Origin of the sequence: Ramlibacter tataouinensis, assembly GCF_027941915.1 — a bacterium.
GTDB classification, from domain to species: Bacteria; Pseudomonadota; Gammaproteobacteria; order Burkholderiales; family Burkholderiaceae_C; genus Ramlibacter; species Ramlibacter tataouinensis_C.
Genome location: NZ_CP116009.1, coordinates 2,511,371 through 2,534,097 on the forward strand (window position 1 = coordinate 2,511,371; position 22,727 = coordinate 2,534,097).

A 22,727-nucleotide genomic window follows, 5' to 3' on the forward strand; every position below is an offset into this window, starting at 1 on the left:
CATGCCTTTCCAGCGGTTGCGCCGTGCGCTGCTCACGGCCGCCTGTGTTGCCCCCCTCCTGCTGGCCGCCTGCGGCGGCGGCTCGGTGGAGTCCAAGTTCAGCCCGACCCGCATGGTGGCCTTCGGCGACGCCTCGGCCGATGCCGGCCAGCGCGGCGCGCGCTACACCGTCAACAACGGCGGCACCACCTGGACCGAGCAGGTCGCGTCGCGGTTCGGGCTGGCGCTGACGCCGAGCGCGGCCGGCGGCACCGGCTATGCCATCGGCAGCGCCCGGGTGAGCGCCAAGCCGGACGCCGGCGGCAACGCCGCCACGCCGACCGTCACCGAGCAGATCGACGCTTTCCTGGTCGCCGGCGCGCCGGGCAGCGGTGACCTGATCGTCGTGTCGGCCGGCGCCGCCGACATCATCGCGGAGAGCGCGGCGCTCGGCGGAGGCGGCCAGGATGCGACCCAGACCATCGCCAACGTGCGGCAAGCGGCCATTGCGCTCGCGGCCCAGGTTCGCCGGCTGGTCAATGCCGGCGCCAAGCATGTGCTGGTGACGGGTCCCTACAACCTGGGCCGTTCGCCATGGAACCTCCAGGCGGTCGGTGGGCGGGATACCTGTGAAACCCGCGAAGGGGAGCGGCCGCCGCCCGACGCCTCGCCCGCCTGCCTGAGCAGCGTCTTCAACCAGCGCCTGCTGATCGAGATGAGCAATGCCGGCCTCGGCGCGCGCAGCGTGCTGTACGTGGACGCCGCGCTGTTCTTCAACCTGGTCACCTCCAACCCGGCCACCTACGGCTACACCGACGTGACCAACCCGCTGTGCACTTCGGTCGATCCGGGCCCCGGCATCGGCATCGGCGCCGGCCAGGTCAACTCGGCCCTGTGCAACGCCGGCACGCTGTCGGGCGGGCCGGTCGGTACCACGCTGTTCGCCGACCGGGTCTACTTCACCCCGGCCGGCCACGCCTCGTTCGGCAGCTACGCCTTCGACCGCCTGCGCGAGAACTGGTAAGGCGCGCCGCGCCGATCGTGCAAAGGGGGCCCGCAGGGGCCCCTTTTCAGTTGTCGTCGATCGCCGTCACGGCTGCCGTGCCGTCCAGGCCAGCAGCGCCTCGATCGCCGGGCGCATGGCGCCGGCGTTGGGGTGGTTGGCGATTGCCACCACCACCCAGCGGCGCCCGTGGGTGCCATGCACGTAGCCGGCCACGCCGAACACGTCGCGCAGGCTGCCGCTCTTGAGGTGCGCCTGCGCCGGCGCCTGCAGCCGCCGCAAGGTGCCGTCGCTGCCCGACAGCGGCAGCGAGGCCAGCAGCTCCGGCATCAGCGGCGAGGCCCAGGCGTGCTGCAGCAGGCGCGCCAGTTGCGCGGCGCTGATGCGCGCGTCGCGCGACAGGCCGGCACCGTTGTCGAACACGGGCGGCTGCGGGCCGATGCGCTCGCGCCACCAGTTGCGCAGGATCTCGCGCGAGGCCTCGCGGCTGCCGCGCCCCTCGGCCTGCAGGCTGAGCGTCAGGAACAGCTGCTGCGCCATCACGTTGTTGCTGAACTTGTTGACGTCGCGCACCACTTCCGACAGCGGCGGCGAGGCCTGCTCGAACAGCGGGGCCAGGTGGGCCGGCACGGTGCCGTCGCGCACCTGGCCGCCGAGCGCGGCGCCGCTTTCCTGCCACAGGCCGGCCACCAGCCGCGCGGCATGGCTGGCCGGATCGGCAAACGCCAGCGGCCAGCGGCGCTCGCCGCAGGCGGCCGGATAGGCGCCGGCCAGGCGCGGCTGCAGCGGCGCGCTGAAGTCCGCCTGCAGCGCCGCGCGCCAGTCGCCGCAATCGCCGCCGGCCAGCCGCACCGCGCGCGGCCACTGCACGCCGGTCAGCGGCGGATCGGCCACCACCCGGGCGCTGCCGTCCGCCTGCGGCAGGAAGGTCAGCACCACCGTCCGGTAATTGAGCAGCAGCGCGTCCGGCGCCGCGTTGTAGGGCCGCAGCGGCTCGCCGTCGAAGGCGCCGGCATCGTGCGGCGCCAGCTCGAACGCGCCGTGGTCCAGCACGATGTCGCCGGCGATGCGGTCGATGCCGAGCGCGCGCACGCGGCGCAGCAGCAGCCACAGGCGCTCCAGCACCAGCGTGGGGTCGCCCTGGCCGCGCAGGTACAGGTTGCCCTGCAGCGTGCCGCCGACGATCGGTCCGTCGGCATAGACCGGGGTGGTCCAGGTGAAGGTGGGCCCCAGCAGCTCCAGCGCCGCGAAGGTGGTGGCCAGCTTGGCGATCGAGGCCGGGTTGACCGGCACGTCGGCGCGGTGGCTCAGGCGCGGCGGCGCCGTGCCGTCGGCTTCGGTGACCAGCAGCGTCACGGCCTCGCGCGGCAGGTGGGCGCGGGCCAGCGCGGCATCGACCGCCGGCGGCAGCGGCTGCGCGGCGGCGGCAAAGGCGCACAGCCAGCAGGCCAGGATCAGCAGGCAGCGCATCGGCCGATTATCGGGGCCGATAATCCGGCGCTTGCCTGCCTCCTGCATCCGCCCGTGAACCTGCTTGCCTTCGACACCAGCACCGAGGCGATGAGCGTGGCGCTCGTGCGCACCGGCGCGGCGCCGCTGGCGCACAGCGGCGAAGGCGGCGCCAAGGCCTCGTCCACCCTGATCCCGGCGGTGCTGGACCTGCTGGCACGCGCCGGCATCGGACTGGCCGCGCTGGATGCGATCGCGTTCGGCTGCGGGCCCGGCTCCTTCACCGGGCTGCGCACCGCCTGCTCGGTGGCGCAGGGGCTGGCGCTGGGCGCCGGGGTGCCGGTGCTGCCGGTGGAAACGCTGCTGGCGGTGGCCGAGGCCGCGCGCGAGCGCACCGGCGCCGCCGACGTGCTGGCGCTGCTGGACGCGCGCATGGACGAGGTCTATGCGGCGCGCTATTGGCATGACGGCCAGCGCTGGCAGCGCCAGGGCGAGATCCGGCTGTGCGCGCCCGACGTGCTGGAGCCGGCGCCCTGCATTGCCGGCAACGCCTTCGGGCCGTACGGCGGCCGCCTGCCGGCCGGCGGCGAACGGGTGGAGGCGCTGCCGACCGCCGCCGCCCTGCTGCGGCTGGCGCCGCAACTGCTGGCGCAGGGGCTGGCGCGGCCGGCCGAGCAGGCCCTGCCGCTGTACGTGCGTGACAAGGTGGCGCAAACCACGGCCGAACGCGAGGCCGCGCGGGCCGCAGCCGCCGCAGCAGCCAGAATGGCGCCATGAGCGCCGTGCTGGATGTCCGCGAGGCCCGCTTCGAGCCGATGACCGAGGCGCGCCTGCCGCAGGTGCTGCCGATCGAGCGCAGCGCCTACGAGCACCCGTGGACGCACGGCAACTTCGCCGATTCGCTGCGCTCGGGCTACCAGGCGCAACTGCTGTGCGCGGGTGACCAGGTGGTGGGCTACTTCGTGGCCATGAAGGGCGTGGACGAGGTGCACCTGCTCAACATCACGGTCGCGCCGGCCTGGCAGGGCCAGGGCTGGGGGCGGCTGATGCTGGACGGGCTGGCCGCCTGGTCGCGCGGCCAGGGCGCGCAGTGGCTGTGGCTGGAGGTGCGGGTGGGCAACCTGCGGGCCCAGCGCCTGTACGAACACATCGGCTTCCGGCGCGTGGGCGAGCGCCGCCGCTACTACCCGGCGGCCGGCGGCGGGCGCGAGGACGCCATCGTGATGAGCCTGAAGCTGTGACACTGCAACTCGATCCCCGCCGCCTCGCCATGCTGCGCGAGATGGGCTTGCGGCTGCTGCCGCCCTCGCCGGCGCCCGATTTATCCGAGGCCCAGCCGGTCCAGCCCGCTCCGGCGCGGCCGCCCGCGCCGGAGCGCCCGGTGCAGCCGATGCGCGCCGCCACGGCGGCGGCGCCCGTGCCCGCCGTCGCTGAAGTGCCGCTCGCCGATGTCCCCGACGAGCGCACCGAAACAGTCGACGCCCTGGACTGGGGCGGCCTGGCCACGGCCGTCGCCGCCTGCCGCGCCTGCGGCCTGTGCGAATCGCGTCGCAACACCGTGCTGGGCGTGGGTCCGGCGCAGGCCGACTGGATGGTGGTGGGCGAGGCCCCGGGCGAGCAGGAGGACCTGCAGGGCGAGCCCTTCGTCGGCCCGGCCGGGCAGCTGCTGGACAACATGCTGCGCGCGCTCGGCCTGGACCGCCGGCGCAACGTCTACATCGCCAACGTGCTCAAGTGCCGGCCGCCCGGCAACCGCAACCCGCAGCCGGAGGAAGTGGCCCGGTGCGAGCCCTTCCTGCGCCGCCAGGTGGCGCTGGTGCAGCCGCGCGTGATCCTGGCCATGGGGCGCTTCGCCGTGCAGACGCTGCTGCAGTCGAGCGAGCCGATCGGCCGCCTGCGCGGGCGGGTGCATGCCTACCAGGGCGTGCCGGTGGTGGTGACCTACCACCCGGCCTACCTGCTGCGCAACCTGCCGGACAAGGCCAAGGCCTGGGCCGACCTGTGCCTGGCGGCCGACCTGATGGACGGCGGCGGCGCCTGAACCCTCAGGCCGGCGCCAGCGGCCGGTACGCCTGGGCCGACAGGCTGCGGGCGGCGTAGTCGATGCCGCACCAGCGCGCATAGTCGGCCATGCTGCGCACCGGGCCCAGGCCATAGACGCCCAGCGGCTGGCCGGCCAGCAGCGCCGCCAGCCGCGCGCGCGAGCGCTGCTCCAGCTCCCACCAGTTCTGGCTGCGCCCGGCCTGGTGCGCCGCGTCCCAGTGCAGCGGGCGCTGCGGCCCGCCGGAGCGGCCATCGTTGTACAGGTGCGAGAGCGGCAGGCCGGGCATGTGGAAGATGTCCCAGCCGTGGCTGTACAGGCGCGCGGCCAGCGCCTGCTCCTCGCCGTGGAAGTACAGCGCCGGGTCATAGGGAAAGGCCAGCGCGAAGCGGCCCGGCGCGAACAGGCAGCCGGCGCCCAGGTGGAAGCCGGGCACCGGCCGGTCGCTGTCGACCGGCTGGGCCTCGAAGGCCAGCACCAGGTGGCCGGGTTCGAAGCCGGTGCCCGGCTTGACCACGTGGGCCAGCACCCGGCCGGTGGCCGGCCGCGGCACCGGCAGGCCGTTCTCGAAGCCGAACGCGTTCGGGTAGGCGGAGATCACCAGGCCGGGGCGGCCTGGTGCCAATGCGAGCGCCTGCGCCGCCAGCCGCTCGTCCCAGCCCGCCTCGAAGTCCATGTGCGAGTCGATCTGCAGGAACCAGTCCTCGCCGTCGTACAGGGCCATCGCCAGGGCCCGCGCCCAGCACGGACCGCGCGCGTACACCGGATCGATGCGCTGGTAGCTCAGGCGCGCCGGCGCGAGCAGCTCGAAGATGGAAGCCGGCGGCGGTTGCGGGCTCTGGTCCAGCACGCCGAAATGCAGCTCCCGCGGCCGGCTGGCGGCGGCCCGGGCGCGCGCCAGCGTGAACCCGAGGACCGGGTCGCAGTAGGCGGCGATGCTGATGAAGATGCTCATGGGCCCCGCGAGCATGCCGCACCGAGCGCCCACGGGGCTGTGACATTTGCCGCGGCCTCTGAGGCTGGCCGCGGTCGATGCCGCGAGCACGCCCCTGGCCCGTTGCCCGTTGTGTAACGATATGCTACCTTCGAAACCAACGGTCGAGGGTGCATCGGTGCCTCGCCGGCCCGCCCCCAACCGATCTCACGAGGGCCGCACAGCCATGTCGCGACGCCAGTTCCGCTCCCCGTCCCGCTCCCGTTTGCCGCTTCGTCCGGCGTGCCGCCCGCGGCCGGCGCTGCTGGCACTGGCGCTGGCAGCCGGCTTCGCTGCCGCGGCGGTGCAGGCCCAGCCCAGCGGCGCGCAGGCGATCCACGGCGCCGCCACGCTCAGCCAGCAGGGCAACCAGCTGGTGGTCACCACGCAGAACGGCGCCGGCACCAGCCATTCGGCGATCAACTGGCAGAGCTTCAGCATTCCGGCGGGCACCAGCACGCACTTTGCGCAACCGGGCGCGACCAGCACCTCGATCAACCGCGTGCTCGGCCCCGACCCGAGCGCCATCTTCGGCACCCTGTCGTCCAACGGCCGGCTGGTGCTGGTCAACCCGGCCGGCATCGCGGTGGGCGCCGGGGCGGTGGTCGATACCGCCGGCTTCACCGCCTCCACGCTGCGCATGAGCGACGCCGACGCGCTCGCCGGCCGCCTGCGCTTCGGCGACGGCAGCGCCGCCGGGCCGCTGCGGGTCGACGGCCAGGTGCTGGCGCGCAGCGGCGACGTGGTGCTGATCGGCAGCGACGTGCAGGCCGGCGCGCAGGCGCTGATCCAGAGCCCGCAGGGCGCGACCCTCCTGGCCGCCGGCCGGAGGGTGGAGGTCACCGGACGTGGCCTGGAAGGCATCGTGTTCGAGGTGCAGGCGCCGACCGACCAGGCCGTCAACCTCGGCACGCTGCGCGGCGATGCGGTCGGCGTGTTCGCCGGCACGCTGCGGCACAGCGGGCTGGTGCAGGCCAGCGCGGCCACGCTGGAAGGCGGCCGGGTGGTGCTGAAGGCATCGGAGCACGCCGAAGCGGCCGGGGTAACACAGGCGCAGGGCCTGGGCGGCGCCGGCGGCCAGGTGGACGTGCTGGGGCGCACCGTCGGCGTGATGGCCGGGGCGCTGATCGACACCTCCAACACCGATGGCGGGGGCCGCATCCGGGTGGGCGGCGACTACAAGGGCGGCAGCGCCGAGGTGCCGAATGCGCAGGTCACTTGGGTTGCCGGTGACGCGCAACTGCGCGCCAACGCCACGCAGCAGGGCGACGGGGGCCGGGTCATCGTCTGGGCCGATGACACGACACGCGCCTACGGCCGCATCGAGGCTAAGGGCGGCGCCAACGGCGGCAACGGCGGCTTCGTCGAGACCTCGGGCAAACGGTACCTGGATGTGAACGGCGCGCGGGTGGACGCGTCGGCCGCCAGGGGACAGGCCGGCACCTGGCTGCTGGACCCGAACAACGTCACGATCGTGGCCGGCATGGCAGCCAACGACAGCGTCAACCAGAACCCGGCACCGAACTTTGGTTCGAGCGACAGCGCTGACTCGGTGCTGAGCGAGGAGACGCTGAACACGGCGCTCAACAGCGGCGCCGCCAACGTGGTGGTCTCGACCAGCGGATCGGGCGGCAGCGTGGGCGACATCGTGTTCGACACGACGACCGGCGCCATGACGATCGGCAAGACCAGCCCGGGGACCACCAGCCTGGAGTTGCAGGCCCACGGCAACATCGTCTTCGCCGGCACCAACCGGGTCCATTTCTACGCCGATGATTCCGGCGGCGGGCCGGCCACCCTGAACGTGAATTTCCAGCCCGGCGCCGGCTCGGTGCTGATCAACCCGGGCGCCTGGGTGGAGGCCAGCACCAGCGGCAACGGCAACCAGGTCAACCTCCAGGTCCCGGGGGGCGCCATCCTGGACAACGCCGGCACGCTGGCGCTGAACCTCAATGCCCGCGTGAACCTTGCCACGGGCGCGACCTTGCACAACAACGGCCAGATGTTCGGCTCGGGGGGGGCAAACGGAGGCATCGCCGGTACCGGCACCTTCCGCAACAGCGGCAATGTGAACTACTCGCAGGGGTCGATCAGGGTGGACAGCCTCAACCTGATGGGGGGCTCCCTGAACCTCGCTGCGGGCACCGACCTGGTCGTCAACCGATCGTTCCAGGCGACCGGCGGGACCTTCGATTTCGGCGGTAACAAGCTCGAGCTGAACCAGCAGTCCGGCGACCTGGTGATACCGGGGGCCGGCTACGTCCATGCCAGCGGCAGCGTGAAACTGAAGGCGCTGGCGGGCAACATCCAGGTTGCCACCGATGTGTACGGTGCCACCATCGAGATGACCGCGGGCGGCCACATCGACAGCAGCGGCGTGCAGCTGTCCACCTACGGGACGGCGGCACCGGGGCCCGTCACGGTCAACCTCGTTGCCGGCGGCGACATTGCGTTCGGCGACATCGACACGGGTGGGGACCCGCTCCATGCGACCGGGGTGAACATCGATGCCGGCGGCCATGTCAGCGGCTACGAGATCCGCAGCGACGGCGCCTACGGCTCCGAAGGGCCGGGCGGCAACGGCGGCAGCGTGGCCATCCGTGCCGGCGGCTCGGTCGACCTGCAGTACATCCAGACCTACGGCAGTTCGGGCAGCAGCGGAGGCCGCGGCGGCGACGGCGGCGCCGTGGACATCCGCGCCGGGGGCGCCGTCACGGTGACCTACATCGACACGGTCGGCGGCTCCGGCGACAACGGCTCGCGCGGCGGCAATGCCGGCGCCGTCACCATCGACGCCGGCGGCACGCTGGGCATCGACAGCATCTGGGCCTACGGCGGCGATGGTGGCGATGCCAGCGGCAGCCAGGGGGGCGCTGGCGGCAGCGGGGCGGAGGTCAAGCTGCTCCAGCGAAGCGGCCACCTCGACCTGTCGAACACCTACGTCGATGCCGAAGGCGGCTGGGGCGGGGACAGCGACACCATCGGCGGAACCGGCGGCCAAGGCGGCCGCATCCAAGCCAGTGCCGCGGCCGGCGGCGTGCTGATGGAGGGCTATGGCCGCCTCAGCGTGCGAGGCGGCTGGGGCGGCGACACCTACGGCACGGCGGCGAGCGCGCGTGGGGGGCAAGGCGGCAACGGCGGGTCGATCCGGATCAGCGCGGCCGACAGCAGCCGCCTGCTGGCTAGCCTGGACGCTGCGGGTGGCGACGGTGGCTGGGCCCCGTCCAGCGGTTCGAGTGCCATCGGCGGCAAGGGCGGCAATGGCGGCAGCATCGAGGTGGCGCTGGCGGGCGGCTCGCTCACCCTGGCCGGCGAAGTGATGGCGGGAGCCGGCCTCGGCGGCGAGGCCGCCGACTACGAGACCGGCGGGCGCGACCCGAGCCGGATCGGGGCCCGCGGCGATGCCTGGGGCAGCTTCCGGACCGTGGCGCCGGGCGGCATCGTGGTGCCGTTCGGCCTGCCGCAACCGACGTTCTCGCCGATGGCTGCGCCAGAGTCCACGTTCGCGCCTATGGAGTCGGGCGCGTATGGTGACCTGGTGGTCGATGCCCAGTGGACCAACGAGGCGAACCTGGCGATCGCGTCCGGCGCCCGGGTGCTGACCTCCCAGACGCTCGCGAACAACGGTTCGATCGACATCGCGGCCGGCGCCTCGCTGGAGCTGGGCCACCACGATGACTGGACGGATACGTTCACCCCCGGCGGTGTGACACTGCTGAACAACGCAGGCGCCACGCTGAAGGGCTCGGGCATGGTGGCGGGCGACGTCGTCAATGCCGGCACGGTGGCCGTCGGCGGCGCCGGCGCCATCGGCACGCTGCTGGTGGCGGGCAACTACACACAGCAGTCCACCGGCGTGCTGCAGATGGACATCGCGGCCAACTCACCCTATCTGCCGGGCGTCACGTATGACCAGCTCGTGGTGCTCGGGAATGCGACGCTGGGCGGACAGCTGCAGGTGGCCGCCGTCCCGGCGGTAACCACGCCAAGCGCCAGCCTGCTGCTGGCGGGCGCGTCGTTGCCGATGGCGAGCGAGCCCGCGCCGACCCCCTATTACGAGCTGCTCAGCGCCGGCGCGGCCAGCGGCCAGTTCTCGCTGATCTCCGGCCCGCCCGAGCTGGTGTCGCAGATCCGCATGAACGTCGGCGGCGCGGTGCTGGACGTTCCCGGCCTGCGCACTTCCGGGCTGTTGGCGGCCATGGCGTCGGTGCTGTCGGGCGTGACGCTCGGGCAGATCCAGCAGGTGATCACCGAATCGGTCAACAACTCGATCGCGGGTGAGCAGGCACAGCCGGGCGACGAGGACCGCCGCAACGAGGGCGACATCGTCGTCACCGACGAGGCCTGCAAGCCGGCCTGACCGCCAGCGCGCTAGGCAGCGCTTCAGAACCGCGGCAGGTCCGGGTGCGCCAGCCGGCCGCCGCGCACCAGCATCTTGCCGTACTCGGCGCAGCGGTTCAGCGTCGGGATCACCTTGCCGGGGTTGAGCAGGCCCGCCGGGTCGAAGGCGCGCTTCAGGGCGCGCATCTGCTCCATCTCGCCGGGGCTGAACTGCACGCACATGGAGTTGAGCTTTTCCACGCCGACGCCGTGCTCGCCGGTGACGGTGCCGCCCATGGCGACGCTGGTCTCCAGGATCTCGGCGCCGAACTGCTCGCAGCGGCGCAGCTGGTCGGCGTCGTTGGCGTCGAACAGGATCAGCGGGTGCAGGTTGCCGTCGCCGGCGTGGAACACGTTGGCGCAGCGCAGGCCGTACTTCTTCTCCATGGCCTGGATCGCCAGCAGGATGTCGGCCAGCCGCTTGCGCGGGATGGTCGAGTCCATGCACATGTAGTCGGGGCTGATGCGGCCCGAGGCCGGGAAGGCGTTCTTGCGCCCGCTCCAGAAGCGCATCCGCTCGGCCTCGTCGCGGCTGACGGCGATGGCGGTGGCGCCGGCCGCGCGCAGCACCTGATCCATGCGGGCGACTTCCTCCTGCACCTCCTCGGGCGTGCCGTCGCTCTCGCACAGCAGGATGGCCTCGGCCGCCAGGTCGTAGCCGGCGTGGACGAAGTCCTCGACCGCCGCGGTCATCGGCTTGTCCATCATTTCCAGCCCGGCCGGGATGATGCCGGCGGCGATCACCGCCGCCACCGCGTCGCCGGCCTTTCGCACGTCGTCGAAGCTGGCCATGATGCAGCGTGCCAGTTGCGGCTTCGGGATCAGCCGCACGGTGACCTCGATCGCCACCGCCAGCATGCCCTCGCTGCCGATCACGGCGGCCAGCAGGTCATAGCCGGGCGCGTCCAGCGCCTCGCTGCCGAACACGACCGGTTCGCCGGCGGCGGTGAAGCCGCGCACCCGCAGCACGTTGTGCACCGTCAGGCCGTACTTGAGGCAGTGGACGCCGCCGGAGTTCTCGGCCACGTTGCCGCCGATGGTGCAGGCGATCTGGCTGGAGGGGTCGGGCGCGTAGTACAGGCCGTGGGCCGCGGCCGCTTCGCTGATCGCGAGGTTGCGCACGCCGCACTGCACGCGCGCCGTTCGGCTGGCCGGATCGATGGCCAGGATGCGGTTGAAGCGGGCCAGCGACAGCGTGACGCCGCCGCGGTGCGGCATGGCGCCGCCCGACAGGCCGGTGCCGGCGCCGCGCGCCACCACCGGCACGCCCAGCGCATGGCAGGCGCGCAGCACGCCCTGCACCTGTTCCTCGGTCTCGGGCAGCGCCACCGCCAGCGGCCGCTCGCGGTAGGCGGTCAGGCCGTCGCACTCGTAGGGGGTGGTGTCCTCGGCGTGCCAGAGCAGCGCGTGCGCGGGCAGCACCGCCTGCAGCGCGGGCAATACGCGCTCGAGGCTGGCCTGGGTCGTGGCAACGGGCTCCAGCAGGGCGTTCATGCCGCCTAGGGTAGCGGTTTGCCCGGCGCGCGGGCTGAAGATTCTTCAGCCCTCGGCGCCGTGCAGCTCACGTGCGAGCCGCCTTTCCGCGTCAGTCGTCGCGAATATCGACGAGCTGCAGCTGCTCGTCGATGTAGAAGGCGACACCACCCGAGCCGCCGCGCGTGCGGGCCTCGAAGCGCACGATCCGGCCCAGCTCGGGCGCATACCAGGCGGTGGCCGTGTAGCGGCCCTGCGGGTTGGTGGCGGGGCCGAGGGTGCGGCTGGTGTAGCCGGTGAACGCCACCTGCACGACCCGCAGCTCGCGCTCCTTCAGCCGCATGGTCGTCTCGCCCAGCGTGCGCGCGTCCAGCTCCATGCCCACGAACTGCCCGGGAACGCCGCTGCTGTACCTGATGCTCCAGGCCGAGCCGCGCTGCGGCTCGGCCGTGATCCAGCCGCCCGGCGGCATCGCCACCTCGTATTCGCCGCCGATGGCCTGGGTCAGCGTGACCACGGCGCCGCCGGGCCGCTCGACCCGCGTTCCCTGGTTGAACACCAAGCGGTCGCTGTCGACCCGGTCGAGCCGGTACACCACTGTGCGTACCGCGCCGGTGAGGCGGTCGCGCAACTGGTACTCGAAGACCTGCCCGCGGCCGGGCGCCCGCGCCGCCTGCCGGCCCTCGGCGTGCGCCGCCAGTGCCCGCTGCGCGCGCTGCGGCACCTCGGCAATCCAGCTGGCCGGCAGGGCGAAATTCAGGTTCTGCGCGTCCCGCAGCATGAAGGTGGTGATGCCGATCAGGCGGCCGCGCGCGTCGAACAGGCCGCCCCCGCTGGATCCGTTGGAGATCGGCACGGTGATCTGCAGGGCCGTGAAGTCGCCGCTGGCGGAGCGGCGCACACCTGACAGCAGCCCGTCGCTGATGGTCTGCTCCAGCCCGCGCGGACTGCCGATGGCATAGACGCGCGAGCCGACCCTTACCTCATCGACGCTGCCGATCGGGACGGCGGGCGCGGTGAAGTTCCTCACCTTCAGCAGGCACAGGTCGCGTTCGGGATCCGGCTGGTCCAGGGTGGCGCCGTAGCTGACGTTCTCGCGGCCGACCAGCACCCGCGAGGCCCGGGTCAACACATGGCAATTGGTGACGAGGCTGCCCGGCGCGATCACCACTGCGCTGCCGGTGGCGAGCGGTCGGCCGTTCGCGTCGAGGGTCTCCACTGTCCAGACGCTGGGCGCCAGTCGTTCGAACAGCTGCTCGGGCGCCAATGCGCCGGTGTCCTGGGCGCTCGTGGGGGCGGCGGCCAGGAGGGACAGCACGCCGGCGGCGAAGGATGCGCGTAGCTGCATGGGGCTCCCTCAGCGTGCCGGTGGCAGCAGGCCGCGCAGATCGTCCAGGGTGACGGCGCCGGGAGAGGGCGCCGTGGCGGGGGCGGGCGTGGGCGTGGGTGCAGGCTCAGGTGCGGGTGAAGTCGCGGTCGCCCTGCCCGCCGAGGGAGCGGAGCGATTCGGCGCCAGCGGGATCGAGCCGGTGTAGGCCAGGCTCTGGACGGCGGCGGCGCCCGCATCCGGCGGATGCAGGGTCAGCGTGGGACGGCCGACCAGCAGGCCCATGGTGATGTGCAGGCTGACGTACACCGTGTCCTGGCCGCGCAGGTCGAAGTCCACCGACGATTCGGATTCGGTGCGGGCGCTGGCCGTGTAGTGGCCGGCGGGCCGGTCCACGAAGAAGAAGGCCCCCGGCTGCAGCGCGCCCACGTCCTCGCCGCCGAGCCGGATGTCGGGTTGTACCGCCGCGCCCACGGCACTGTTGTCGCGGAAGAAGAAGATGCGGCCCTCGCCGCCCCGCAATTGGGGCAGGTTCGCCTGGACTTCGGTGAACCGCGGGCCGGTGGCGGCGCAGGCGGCCAGCAGGACGGAGAAGCAGGCCACGGCCAAGCGGATGCATCTCATGGGTCTTCTCCTCCAGTAAGGGTCGGCGTTGGCCGCGCGGGGGTGCAGGCCGGCATCGCCTGCTTCCTGCTGCCCCCTGCCGGTGCCGCCGTCTCTGCCGGCAACTCTACAGCAGCGCGGCCTTGCGTTAACTCAGGCTCTTCCTGAGCCAGTCGGCGAACGCCGCGCACTCCCAGCGCTCCATCGCGCCGGTGCCCCAGCACAGGTAGTGGGCGTGCGGGCTGGGCACGTTGCGCTCGGAGATGCGCGCCAGCCGCCCGTCCTCCAGCCAGGGCTGGCCCAGCTTGAGCCGCACCAGCGCGATGCCCAGCCCCTGCGCGGCGGCATCGCACATCAGGCCGATGTCGTTGAAGGAGGAGCCCTCGGTGGGCTCGGGCGCATCCACGCCGTGCGCCAGGAACCAGGTGCGCCAGGGCTCCAGCGGGCTTTTCAGCAGCCGCGCGGCCAGCAGCTCGTCGAGGGTGTCGAACGGCCCGTGCTCGCGCAGGAAGGCGGGCGAGGCCAGCGGCGTGACGTCGTCGGTCAGCAGGCACAGGTGCTCGACGTCGGCGTAGCGGCCGCGGCCGAAGCGGATGGTCAGGTCGGCGTCCTCGGCCACCACGTCGAGCAGCGGGATGGAGACCTGCAGCGTCAGGTCGATCTCCGGGTAGGCCTCGGCGAAGCCGCGCAGGCGCGGCATCAGGATCGAACGGGCGAAGGTCGGCGTCACCGCCAGCCGCAGCTTGCGCTTGCCCGGGCTGCCGTCGCGGCCCGGGAAGCGTTCCAGGCTGGCCAGGCCCTCGCGCACGTGCGCCAGGTACTCGCTGCCCTCGGTGGTGAGCGAGAAGTCGGCCCGGCCGAACAGCTTGGCGCCCAGGATCTGTTCAAGCTGCCGCACCCGGTGGCTGACGGCGCTGGGCGTGACGCACAGCTCGTCGGCCGCCTGGGTCACCGAGCGCAGGCGGGCGAGCGCTTCGAAGGTGAGCAGGCACTGGATGGGCGGGATGCGGGGCATGTCGTTCGGTCAATGCCGGGCTGGCGCGGCCAGGCCCTCTGCATCCACGCAGCGTCCTGTCATCGCCGCTTGCGCGGAGACGACGTTGCGCGCTGCGCTTGAGCCGTGCAACTGGATCCCCGCGGGGATGACTTCGCGCGCTGCGCTTGCGAAGTCACTTGAATACGACCGTCTTGTGCCCGTTCAGCAGCACCCGGTGTTCGCTGTGCCACTTGACCGCGCGCGCCAGCACCTGGCTTTCCGTGTCGCGGCCGACCGCGGTGAGGTTTTCCACGGTGTGGGCGTGGTCCACCCGCGCCACGTCCTGCTCGATGATCGGGCCCTCGTCGAGCTCGGCCGTCACGTAGTGGGCGGTGGCACCGATCAGCTTCACCCCGCGGTCGTGCGCCTGGTAGTAGGGCTTGGCGCCCTTGAAGCTGGGCAGGAAGCTGTGGTGGATGTTGATGGCGCGGCCGGCCAGCTTGCCGCACAGCTCGTCCGACAGGATCTGCATGTAGCGCGCCAGCACCACCAGTTCGGCCCGTTCCGATTCGATGATCTCGTACTGGCGCGCCTCGGCCTGCGCCTTGCCGGCCGCGCTGACCGGCACGTGGTGAAACGGCACGTTGTAGCTGGCCGCCAGCTGGTAGAACTCGCGGTGGTTGGAGATGATGGCGGCGATGTCCAGCCGCAGCAGCCCGCTCTTCCAGCGGAACAGCAGGTCGTTCAGGCAATGGCCTTCCTTGCTGACCAGGATCACCGTGCGCATCGGCTGCTGCACCGCGTGCAGCTTCCAGTTCATCCGGAAAGGCTCGGCGAAGAACTGCAGCTGCGACTTCAGGTCGTCGAAGGTGTGCTGGTCGCAGCCGAACTGCACCCGCATGAAGAACAGGCCGGTGGCCGGGTCGTTGTACTGCGCCGCCTCCTCGATGTTGCCGCCGCGCTCCAGCAGGAAGCCGGAGACGGCGTGGACGATGCCGGTGCGGTCGGGGCAGGACAGGGTGAGGATGTAGGCTTGCTTCATGGTCGAACCCGTCATTGTCGCAAAGGCCCTGCGGTTGGCCGGCCGGCAGGGCCGAGGCATGATGGCCGTCCCCGCATGAACCCGAGGCCCGCGATGCATCGCCGCACCATCGTCCTTGCCGCTTCCGCTTCCCTGGTCCTGCCGCACGCCGCGCGTGCCGGCGGCCTCGCATCGTTGAGCAATGCCGATGCCACCCGCGGCCTGAAGGCGGCGCTCGAGACCGGCGCGCTGGCCGCCGTCCGGCTGCTCGGCGTGCAGGACGGCTTCCTCGGCAACCCCAAGGTCCGCATCCCGCTGCCGGGCGCCCTGCAGGACGCCTCCAAGTTGCTCAAGGCCATGGGCCAGGGGCGCCAAGTCGACGAGCTGGAGCTCGCCATCAACCGGGCCGCCGAGAACGCCGTGCCGCTGGCCAAGAACCTGCTGGTGAACGCGGTCAGGAACATGTCGGTCACCGATGCCAAGAACATCCTCACCGGCGGCGACACCTCGGTCACCGAGTTCTTCGCCGGCAAGACGCGCGCGCCGCTGTCGGGCCAGTTCCTGCCGGTGGTGAAGCAGGCCACCTCGCGGGCCGGCCTGGCCGCCAAGTACGACCGGGTGGCCGGCAAGGCGGTTGGCTTCGGCCTGGTCAAGCAGGAGGACGCCAGCATCGACCACTACGTCACCCGCAAGGCGCTGGACGGGCTGTACCTGGTGATCGGCGAGGAGGAGCAGAAGATCCGGCGCGACCCGGTCGGCACCGGCAGCTCGATCCTCTCGAAGGTGTTCGGCGCCATCCGCTGATTTCCGCGCGCCGCCGGGGCCGCATCCCGGCCGTCGCACAATCAACCGTCCGCATCACAAGGAGCTGTCATGGCCTACAACGACTTCAACATGGACAACCAGTGGTTGCCCTTCACGCCCAATCGGCAGTTCCGCAAGGACCCGCGCGTGTTCGTCGGCGCCGACGGCATGCACTTCACCACCCATGACGGCCGCCAGGTGATCGACGGCATCTCCAGCCTGTGGTGCGTGGGTGCCGGCCACAACCGCAAGCCCATCAACGAGGCGATCAAGAAGCAGCTCGACACGCTGGACTACGCCACTGCCTTCCAGGCCTCCAACGACAAGGCCTTCAAGGCCGCCGGCATGATCGCGGCGATGGCGCCGGGCGACCTCAACAAGGTGCTGTTCTGCAACTCCGGCTCGGAAGCGGCCGACACGGCGCTGAAGGTGGCGCTGGCCTACCACCGCGCCCGCGGCGAGGGCCACCGCAACCTGTTCATCGGCCGCGAGAAGGGCTACCACGGCGTCGGCTTCGGCGGCATGAGCGTGGGCGGCATCGCGGCCAACCGCAAGGTGTTCGGCACCGCGCTGCTGCCGCGGGTGGACCACATGCGCTTCATCCACGACCCGGTGAACCACGCGTACATCCACCACCAGGAGCCGCAGTGGAAGGAAGACCCGCTGCTGGAGCTGGAGCAGCGCATCCTGCCGCTGCACGACCCGAGCAACGTGGCGGCCATCATCGTCGAGCCGGTCGCCGGCTCGGCTGGCTGGTACCTGCCGCCCAAGGGCTACCTGCAGCGCCTGCGCGAGATCTGCGACAAGCACGGCATCCTGCTGATCTTCGACGAGGTGATCACCGGCTTCGGGCGCATGGGCACCAACTTCGGCGCCGACTTCTACGGCGTGGTGCCCGACATGCTGAGCTTTGCCAAGTGCGTGACCAACGGCGTGATCCCGCTGGGCGGGGTGATCTGCCGCGACAAGCTGTACGACCAGATGATGAAGACCGACGCGGCCGAGCACGTGGTCGAGTTCTTCCACGGCTACACCTACTCGGGCCATCCGGTGGCGTGCGCCGCCGCCATCGCCACGCTGGAGCTGTACCAGCAGGAGAACCTGTTCGCCCGCGCCGGCGAGATGGGCCGGGTGCTGGGCGATGCGTTCCACAGCACCTTCAAGGGGCTGCCCAACGTGATCGGCATCCGCAGCATGGGGCTGGCCGCCGCGGTCGAACTCGCCCCGATCGCCGGCACGCCCGGCAAGCGTGCCTTCGACATCTTCCTGGACTGCTTCCACAAGGGCTCGCTGGTGCGCCCGGCCGGCGACGTGCTGGTGATCGCGCCGCCCTACATCGTGGAGAAGTCGCACATCGACCAGCTGGTCAACACGCTGGCCGATTCGATCAAGGCCCACGCCTGAGCACGCCGGGGTCGGCGCCGCAGGTCTCGGCCCCTTGAAGGGGGTGCGCCGAAGGCGCCTCGGGGGGTCATTGTTCTCGCTGCAGCTGTTCGCGCAGCTCCGCGCAGTAGTCCCTGGCCGCCCCGCCCGCCGGCCGCTCCAGCAGCACGGGCCGGGCCACCAGCGCCGCCGGCAGGTGGCGCGGCACGCCCAGCGCCGGGTCGGCATGGCCGGCCCCGCTCAGCAGCACCACCACCCGCCCGGCCTGGGCCGTTTCGGCCACGGTGCGCGCCATGGCCCGGTCGCGCGCGATCTGCACCCGCACCATCGGCAACAGCTGCTGCGGCGGCAGCAGGTCGCAGTGGCCGGCCCGGATCGCTTCGCGCTGCGCCGCCAGCGCCCCGTCGTCCAGGGTGCCTTCCAGCGACCCATCGGCCATGGCCGCGCGCATCTGCCCGCGCGGCAGGTTGGCGCCGAGCACCGGCACACCGGCTCGGACCGCGGCCATGACCGCCGGCGCATAGGACGCCCAGGGCCAGGCCTGGTCGTCCCAGCGCAGGGCGGCACGCACCGCGTCCTCGTCCGCGCTGCGCGGCAGACCGGCAGTGCCGTGGCCGCGTTCGGCCATCTCCAGCACCAGCGCCGCCAGCCGGCCGCGCGCCGCCAGCGCCTGCACCACGTCGCGGTGCTGCCGCTGGTGGCTGGCCTGGTCGTGGATTTCGCCCAGCAGCAGCACGTCGGCGCCCTGCAGGTGCGCGATGTGCGGCGGGGGGCTGCCGCAGCCGGCCAGCTGCAGCGACAGCGTCAGCGCGGCGAAGGCAGAAAGCAGGCGCATCCATGGATACTATGCCGCCCCCGCCGCTGGCGGCGCGGCTCGCCTGCTTCCCGATGACTTCCCCGTTTCCCGTCCGCGTCGCCGGCACCCTGGCTCTGGCGCTGGCGGCGGCGCTGGTGTGCCGCTGGCTGCACACCCCGCTGCCCTGGATGCTGGGCCCGCTGATCGCCACCGCCCTGGCGTCGGTGCTGGGTGCGCCCACCCAGAGCTGGACGCCGCTGCGCAACTACGGCCAGTGGGCGATCGGCGGCGCGCTGGGCCTTTATTTCACGCCGCAGGTGACGGCGCTGGTGGCCCAGTTGTGGTGGGCGATCGTGATGGCGATCGCCTGGGCCCTGCTGCTGGGCTGGCTGTTCGGGCGCTGGCTGCAGCGTTCGCTGCAGGACCGCCTGCCGGGCAGCCAGGCCGAACGGCGCGCCACCAGCTACTTCGCCGGCGCCATCGGCGGTGCCTCCGAGATGACCTTGCTGGCCGAGCGCGCCGGCGCCCGCACCGACCTGGTGGCGGCGGCCCACAGCCTGCGCCTGCTGGTGGTCACGCTGGTGCTGCCGTTCGCCTTCAGCTGGATCGGGCTGCAGGGCCTGGACCCGGCCGTGCCCGGCCCGCGCGAGGTGCGGCCGGCCGGCCTGGCGCTGCTGCTGCTGGCCACCGGCGCCGGTGCCTGGCTGCTGGCGCAGACCGGCCGCGCCAACCCCTGGTTCATCGGCGCACTGCTCGCGGCCATGGGTTTGACCATGGCCGGCATCGAGCTGTCGGCGATGCCGCAGCCGCTGGTCAACGCCGCCCAGTTGCTGATCGGCGTGAGCCTGGGCGTGCGCTTTCGCGCCGAGTTCGTGCACACCGCGCCGCGCTGGCTGGCAGCGGTGGCGGTCGGCACCCTCGGCATGATCGTCCTGTGCGCTGGCTTCGCAGCGCTGCTGGCCTCGGCCACCGGGCTGCACGCCGCGACTCTGGTGCTGGGCACCTCGCCCGGCGGCATTGCCGAGATGGCCATCACGGCCAAGGCGCTTCAGTTGGGGGTACCGGTGGTAACCGCGTTCCAGGTCTGCCGGCTGGTGGCGGTGCTGCTGCTGGTGGAGCCCCTGCACCGCTGGGGCTGGCTGCGCTGAGCAGCCGGGGGGCGCACGCGCCGGGGTCGGCGCGCCGATGGGTCAGTGCATCACGAGCGGGTTCTGGGCCAGCTCCGCGTAGCCGTCGAGGGTCTCCTCGACCTCTTCCTGGGTCGGCGTGTTGAGCTGCCAGGCGTTGATCTGGCGCTGGAACGCATCGGCCCAGGAGCCGTCGAGGTAGACCTCCTTGTTGGTGCGCTTGTCGACGATCTCGAAGCCGTGGCGCACGGTGCGCGGCGGCGGCTCGCCCTCGGCGGGTTCGTTCGCCTGCATGTGCACGACGACGAACGAGTCGGAGTCATAGAGCATCTGCATGGTGGGAATCCTTTGCCCTCCAGATATCAACGCCGGGCCGGCTTTCAAGATGACCCGGGCCACTGGGGTGGCCTTGCACGCACAGTAGGCGACGCCTGCCTCAGCCTTTGTCGGTGCCCGACCCCTGCAAGTCCAGCCAATCGCCATTGGGGGCTGTCAGACGCAGGCGCACCGGCCCGTAGTCCCGCCCGGGGACCAGCCAGACCTCCAGCCGCACGTCGTATTCGTGCTGCGGCGCGCGCACCAGCTTCAATGCCGTGATGCGGCCCGCCGGCAGCGCCAGGAGTTCGCTGCCCTCGACCCGGAACGGCCAGTCGCCGGCCTCGCGCGTGGTCGCCGCCGGCAGCGTCACCACCGCGCCGGGCGCGAAGCGGGCGGGATCGGCCGCCACCAGCGCCGCCAGTTGCAGCAGCACGCTCAGGCGGTCCTGCGTGCCCGGCACCCACGTGGCCTCGGGCCGGTTGCTGCTGAACACGATGCGCTGGTGCGCGCGATCGAAGTGGGTGGCCTGCTCGCCGCGCAGGCGTTCGGAAAAGCGCAGTGGCGCCAGCCCGTCAGGCCCGAGCTCGCCGTCGCTGCGCTGGGTGCGGGCCGGCAGCGGCGGTGCGTTCACCTGCAGCACCGCCTGGTACGTGCGCCCGTCATGGCGCCAGTCGAGCTCGGCCGTGCCGCCGGCCACCGGCAGGCCGCGGCGGCGCGCCGTGACGGCATAGCGCCAGCGTGCCGGCGCCGGCAGCGCGATCGGCATCGGGGTGGCGGCGGCCGGCGTGCGGGCGCCCAGGGGGGCGGGCGGCGCGGCCAGGGCCGGTGCGCTGGCCCGCGCCGCGGCCGCGGTCGGCGGCGCCGTGGCCGTTTCGTCGGATGGGGATGGCGCGTCGGCGTCGGCCGCTCGCTGCGAGGCCGCCACCGATCGCGGAGAACGAGCAGCAGCCGGTGTCGCGGCCGCGGACCGGTGGGGCGGCAGCGCCGCGCGCACGGGCGACGGCGTAGCCAGCGGCCGCGCTGGCGGCATTTCCAGCGCGCGCACGCGCAGCGCCGCGAAGTGCAGCGCCGGCCGCATCTCGCCGGGCGCGAGGCGCAAGGCCAGCAGGTGCAGCGCGAACACGCCCAGCGTGAGCACCACGAGCGGCCGCGGCGGCACGCCCGTGGCCGCGTTCATCCGCGCCAGCCCAGGTCGCTGGAGAGCTGCGCCGCCGCCTGCCGCAAGGGGCCATGGACGGCGCCGTTCCAGGCGGGATCGAAAGTGCCGGTCGGGCCGAGCGCGACGATGCCCAGCGCCATGTGGCCGTCGGCATCGAACACCGGCAGGCAGAAGCCGACGATGCCGGGCAGCACCACATCGACCACCCGGGCTGCACCGCGCGCGCGCACGTCGTCCAGCATCGCGCGCACCTGCGCCAGGTTGGCGGGCAGGTCGCTGCGGCCCTGCTTCTGGGCGCGCGCCAGTTCCTCGCGCAGCAGCGGGGTGATCGCCTCGCGCGGGGCCCAGGCGGCAAAACAGCGGCCGGTGGCCGAGGTCAGCAGCGGCATGACGTCGCCCAGGCGCAGGTTCACCGTGACCGCCGAGGGCGACTCTTCCCAGTGCACGATGGTCGGGCCGTGGTTGCCCCAGACCGCCAGCGCCAGCGTGTGGCCGATGCGCTCGGTCAGCGCCGCGATGCGCTCGCGGGCCAGCTTGACGGCGTCGAGCCGTGACAGCGAGGCCAGCCCCAGCTTGAGCGCCGCCGGGCCGAGGTCATAGCGGCTGGTGGCGGCATCCTGCACCACCAGCTGCAGGCGCTGGAAACTCACCAGGTAGCGGTGCGCCTTGGCGGCGCTCATGCCGGCGGCGGCGGCGAGGTCGCGCAGCATCAGCGGCCCGCGCGCCTGGCCCAGCGCATCGAGCAGCGCGAACCCCACCTCCACCGACTGGATCCCGGCGCGTTCCTTCATGCGCGGGGGCTTCTTGTAGAATTTCGATTAGGTAAATTCATTTCACCATGCGTAACGCGACGGTCGGCCGCCGACTCTAGCGCAACACGCGAAACGAAGGCAATCCCCGATGAAGCTTGCGACCTACAAGGACGGTTCGCGCGACGGCCAGCTGGTGGTGGTGTCGCGCGACCTGGCGACAGCCCATTATGCGACCGGCATCGCCGCGCGCCTGCAGCAGGCGCTGGACGACTGGGGCTTCATCGCCCCGCAACTGCAGGACCTGTACGAGGCGCTGAACCAGGGCAAGGCGCGCCACGCCTTTCCGTTCGAGCCGCAGCGCTGCATGGCGCCGCTGCCGCGCGCCTACCAGTGGGCCGACGGCTCGGCCTACATCAACCACGTGGAGCTGGTGCGCGCGGCCCGCAAGGCCGAAGTGCCGGCCACCTACTACACCGACCCGCTGATGTACCAGGGCGGCAGCGACGACTTCATCGGCCCGTGCGACGACGTGGTGGTGCCGAGCGAGGACTACGGCATCGACTTCGAGGCCGAGGTCGCCGTGATCACCGGCGACGTGCCGATGCAGGCGACGCCGGAGCAGGCGCTGGACGGCATCCGCCTCGTGATGCTGGCCAATGACGTCAGCCTGCGCAACCTGATCCCGGCCGAACTGGCCAAGGGCTTCGGCTTCTTCCAGAGCAAGCCGGCCACCGCCTTCAGCCCGGTGGCGGTGACGCCCGACGAGCTGGGCGACGCCTGGCAGGGCGGGCGGGTGCACCTGACGCTGCAGTCCACCTGGAACGGCCGCAAGGTCGGCATGTGCGAGGCCGGCCCGGAGATGACCTTCCACTTCGGCCAGCTGATCGCCCACATCGGCAAGACCCGCAACGTGCGCGCCGGCAGCATCGTCGGCTCCGGCACGGTCAGCAACAAGGGGGTGGAGCAGAACGGCCGCATGGAATGGCCCAAGGGCTACAGCTGCATCGCCGAGAAGCGCGCCATCGAGACCATCCAGGACGGCCAGCCGAGCACGGCGTTCATGAAGTTCGGCGACACCATCCGCATCGAGATGAAGGGCCGCGACGGCCAGAGCATCTTCGGGGCGATCGACCAGAAGATCGCCGCGCCGGCCTGAGGCGCGC

General features: G+C 72.3%; 20 protein-coding genes. 9 read left to right on the top strand and 11 right to left on the bottom strand.

Annotated features, from left to right (window positions below; all coding sequences use genetic code 11):
* The first annotated feature begins 1 nt into the window (after position 1).
* On the top strand, positions 2–1,003 hold the full coding sequence (locus PE066_RS11760) for an SGNH/GDSL hydrolase family protein (protein ID WP_271232729.1): 1,002 nt from the start codon (positions 2–4) through the stop codon (positions 1,001–1,003).
* A gap of 66 nt (positions 1,004–1,069) precedes the next feature.
* Here PE066_RS11760 and dacB read toward each other — a convergent pair whose 3' ends face one another.
* Positions 1,070–2,452, bottom strand: coding sequence for a D-alanyl-D-alanine carboxypeptidase/D-alanyl-D-alanine endopeptidase (gene dacB, locus PE066_RS11765; protein WP_271232730.1), 1,383 nt, complete (start codon positions 2,450–2,452; stop codon positions 1,070–1,072).
* A 54-nt stretch (positions 2,453–2,506) separates the two neighbouring features.
* Here dacB and tsaB point away from each other — a divergent pair, with 54 nt between their 5' ends.
* The 3 genes from tsaB to PE066_RS11780 are packed head-to-tail and all read left to right on the top strand — an operon-like array spanning position 2,507 to position 4,472.
* Entirely contained in the window at positions 2,507–3,208 is a 702-nt protein-coding gene (tsaB, locus tag PE066_RS11770; protein WP_271232731.1) for a tRNA (adenosine(37)-N6)-threonylcarbamoyltransferase complex dimerization subunit type 1 TsaB, read from the top strand.
* Positions 3,205–3,672: a ribosomal protein S18-alanine N-acetyltransferase gene (gene rimI / locus PE066_RS11775; protein ID WP_271232732.1), complete on the top strand. Its 468-nt coding sequence runs from the start codon at positions 3,205–3,207 to the stop codon at positions 3,670–3,672. The genes tsaB and rimI overlap by 4 nt, the downstream gene beginning before the upstream one ends.
* 41 nt (positions 3,673–3,713) lie before the next feature.
* A complete protein-coding gene (locus PE066_RS11780) occupies positions 3,714–4,472 on the top strand; it encodes a uracil-DNA glycosylase (protein ID WP_440480602.1) in 759 nt (252 codons plus the stop codon).
* Positions 4,473–4,476: 4 nt separating this feature from the next.
* On the opposite strand, the gene PE066_RS11785 is transcribed toward PE066_RS11780, so the two are convergent.
* A complete protein-coding gene (locus tag PE066_RS11785) occupies positions 4,477–5,427 on the bottom strand; it encodes a GlcNAc-transferase family protein (protein WP_271232733.1) in 951 nt (316 codons plus the stop codon).
* A gap of 244 nt (positions 5,428–5,671) precedes the next feature.
* Here PE066_RS11785 and PE066_RS11790 point away from each other — a divergent pair, with 244 nt between their 5' ends.
* Positions 5,672–9,805, top strand: a complete 4,134-nt coding sequence (locus PE066_RS11790) for a two-partner secretion domain-containing protein (protein ID WP_271232734.1) — start codon at positions 5,672–5,674, stop codon at positions 9,803–9,805.
* A 23-nt stretch (positions 9,806–9,828) separates the two neighbouring features.
* On the opposite strand, the gene PE066_RS11795 is transcribed toward PE066_RS11790, so the two are convergent.
* From PE066_RS11795 to purU, 5 genes are all read right to left on the bottom strand, one after another.
* The gene (locus PE066_RS11795; protein ID WP_271232735.1) at positions 9,829–11,319 is read right to left on the bottom strand and encodes an FAD-linked oxidase C-terminal domain-containing protein; all 1,491 of its coding nucleotides are present in this window, start codon (positions 11,317–11,319) and stop codon (positions 9,829–9,831) included.
* 91 nt (positions 11,320–11,410) lie between these two features.
* Positions 11,411–12,646: a S1C family serine protease gene (locus PE066_RS11800; RefSeq protein WP_271232736.1), complete on the bottom strand. Its 1,236-nt coding sequence runs from the start codon at positions 12,644–12,646 to the stop codon at positions 11,411–11,413.
* Between the two features lie 9 nt (positions 12,647–12,655).
* A complete protein-coding gene (locus tag PE066_RS11805; protein WP_271232737.1) occupies positions 12,656–13,249 on the bottom strand; it encodes a DUF2846 domain-containing protein in 594 nt (197 codons plus the stop codon).
* A 127-nt stretch (positions 13,250–13,376) separates the two neighbouring features.
* Positions 13,377–14,243, bottom strand: coding sequence for a LysR substrate-binding domain-containing protein (locus PE066_RS11810; RefSeq protein WP_271232738.1), 867 nt, complete (start codon positions 14,241–14,243; stop codon positions 13,377–13,379).
* 154 nt (positions 14,244–14,397) lie between these two features.
* Positions 14,398–15,246: a formyltetrahydrofolate deformylase gene (gene purU, locus PE066_RS11815; protein WP_271232739.1), complete on the bottom strand. Its 849-nt coding sequence runs from the start codon at positions 15,244–15,246 to the stop codon at positions 14,398–14,400.
* 93 nt (positions 15,247–15,339) lie between these two features.
* On the opposite strand from purU, the gene PE066_RS11820 reads away from it, so the two are divergent.
* Entirely contained in the window at positions 15,340–16,029 is a 690-nt protein-coding gene (locus PE066_RS11820; RefSeq protein ID WP_271232740.1) for a DUF4197 domain-containing protein, read from the top strand.
* A 69-nt stretch (positions 16,030–16,098) separates the two neighbouring features.
* The gene (locus PE066_RS11825) at positions 16,099–17,433 is read left to right on the top strand and encodes an aminotransferase class III-fold pyridoxal phosphate-dependent enzyme (RefSeq protein ID WP_271232741.1); all 1,335 of its coding nucleotides are present in this window, start codon (positions 16,099–16,101) and stop codon (positions 17,431–17,433) included.
* Between the two features lie 67 nt (positions 17,434–17,500).
* On the opposite strand, the gene PE066_RS11830 is transcribed toward PE066_RS11825, so the two are convergent.
* Positions 17,501–18,247, bottom strand: coding sequence for a ChaN family lipoprotein (locus tag PE066_RS11830; protein ID WP_271232742.1), 747 nt, complete (start codon positions 18,245–18,247; stop codon positions 17,501–17,503).
* A 53-nt stretch (positions 18,248–18,300) separates the two neighbouring features.
* On the opposite strand from PE066_RS11830, the gene PE066_RS11835 reads away from it, so the two are divergent.
* On the top strand, positions 18,301–19,356 hold the full coding sequence (locus PE066_RS11835; protein ID WP_271236565.1) for an AbrB family transcriptional regulator: 1,056 nt from the start codon (positions 18,301–18,303) through the stop codon (positions 19,354–19,356).
* Positions 19,357–19,398: 42 nt separating this feature from the next.
* On the opposite strand, the gene PE066_RS11840 is transcribed toward PE066_RS11835, so the two are convergent.
* The 3 genes from PE066_RS11840 to PE066_RS11850 all read right to left on the bottom strand — a co-directional run bounded on the left by PE066_RS11840 (position 19,399) and on the right by PE066_RS11850 (position 21,603).
* Complete coding sequence (locus tag PE066_RS11840; protein ID WP_271232743.1) at positions 19,399–19,671, bottom strand: BTH_I0359 family protein; 273 nt, start codon at positions 19,669–19,671, stop codon at positions 19,399–19,401.
* A gap of 100 nt (positions 19,672–19,771) precedes the next feature.
* Positions 19,772–20,830, bottom strand: a complete 1,059-nt coding sequence (locus PE066_RS11845; protein ID WP_271232744.1) for a DUF3108 domain-containing protein — start codon at positions 20,828–20,830, stop codon at positions 19,772–19,774.
* The gene (locus PE066_RS11850) at positions 20,827–21,603 is read right to left on the bottom strand and encodes an IclR family transcriptional regulator (RefSeq protein ID WP_271232745.1); all 777 of its coding nucleotides are present in this window, start codon (positions 21,601–21,603) and stop codon (positions 20,827–20,829) included. Before PE066_RS11850 ends, PE066_RS11845 begins: the two co-directional genes overlap by 4 nt.
* 109 nt (positions 21,604–21,712) lie before the next feature.
* On the opposite strand from PE066_RS11850, the gene PE066_RS11855 reads away from it, so the two are divergent.
* Positions 21,713–22,720, top strand: coding sequence for a fumarylacetoacetate hydrolase family protein (locus PE066_RS11855; RefSeq protein ID WP_271232746.1), 1,008 nt, complete (start codon positions 21,713–21,715; stop codon positions 22,718–22,720).
* Positions 22,721–22,727: the final 7 nt, after the last annotated feature.

Bases quoted from the DNA above. Each gene is read 5' to 3' on its own strand.
- PE066_RS11760 (WP_271232729.1), top strand. From the start codon at position 2: ATGCCTTTCCAGCGGTTGCGCCGTGCGCTGCTCACGGCCGCCTGTGTT.
- dacB (WP_271232730.1), bottom strand. From the start codon at position 2,452: ATGCGCTGCCTGCTGATCCTGGCCTGCTGGCTGTGCGCCTTTGCCGCC.
- rimI (WP_271232732.1), top strand. From the start codon at position 3,205: ATGAGCGCCGTGCTGGATGTCCGCGAGGCCCGCTTCGAGCCGATGACC.
- PE066_RS11780 (WP_440480602.1), top strand. From the start codon at position 3,714: ATGGGCTTGCGGCTGCTGCCGCCCTCGCCGGCGCCCGATTTATCCGAG.
- PE066_RS11785 (WP_271232733.1), bottom strand. From the start codon at position 5,427: ATGAGCATCTTCATCAGCATCGCCGCCTACTGCGACCCGGTCCTCGGG.
- PE066_RS11795 (WP_271232735.1), bottom strand. From the start codon at position 11,319: ATGAACGCCCTGCTGGAGCCCGTTGCCACGACCCAGGCCAGCCTCGAG.
- PE066_RS11800 (WP_271232736.1), bottom strand. From the start codon at position 12,646: ATGCAGCTACGCGCATCCTTCGCCGCCGGCGTGCTGTCCCTCCTGGCC.
- PE066_RS11805 (WP_271232737.1), bottom strand. From the start codon at position 13,249: ATGAGATGCATCCGCTTGGCCGTGGCCTGCTTCTCCGTCCTGCTGGCC.
- PE066_RS11810 (WP_271232738.1), bottom strand. From the start codon at position 14,243: ATGCCCCGCATCCCGCCCATCCAGTGCCTGCTCACCTTCGAAGCGCTC.
- purU (WP_271232739.1), bottom strand. From the start codon at position 15,246: ATGAAGCAAGCCTACATCCTCACCCTGTCCTGCCCCGACCGCACCGGC.
- PE066_RS11820 (WP_271232740.1), top strand. From the start codon at position 15,340: ATGCATCGCCGCACCATCGTCCTTGCCGCTTCCGCTTCCCTGGTCCTG.
- PE066_RS11825 (WP_271232741.1), top strand. From the start codon at position 16,099: ATGGCCTACAACGACTTCAACATGGACAACCAGTGGTTGCCCTTCACG.
- PE066_RS11830 (WP_271232742.1), bottom strand. From the start codon at position 18,247: ATGCGCCTGCTTTCTGCCTTCGCCGCGCTGACGCTGTCGCTGCAGCTG.
- PE066_RS11835 (WP_271236565.1), top strand. From the start codon at position 18,301: ATGACTTCCCCGTTTCCCGTCCGCGTCGCCGGCACCCTGGCTCTGGCG.
- PE066_RS11840 (WP_271232743.1), bottom strand. From the start codon at position 19,671: ATGCAGATGCTCTATGACTCCGACTCGTTCGTCGTCGTGCACATGCAG.
- PE066_RS11845 (WP_271232744.1), bottom strand. From the start codon at position 20,830: ATGAACGCGGCCACGGGCGTGCCGCCGCGGCCGCTCGTGGTGCTCACG.
- PE066_RS11850 (WP_271232745.1), bottom strand. From the start codon at position 21,603: ATGAAGGAACGCGCCGGGATCCAGTCGGTGGAGGTGGGGTTCGCGCTG.
- PE066_RS11855 (WP_271232746.1), top strand. From the start codon at position 21,713: ATGAAGCTTGCGACCTACAAGGACGGTTCGCGCGACGGCCAGCTGGTG.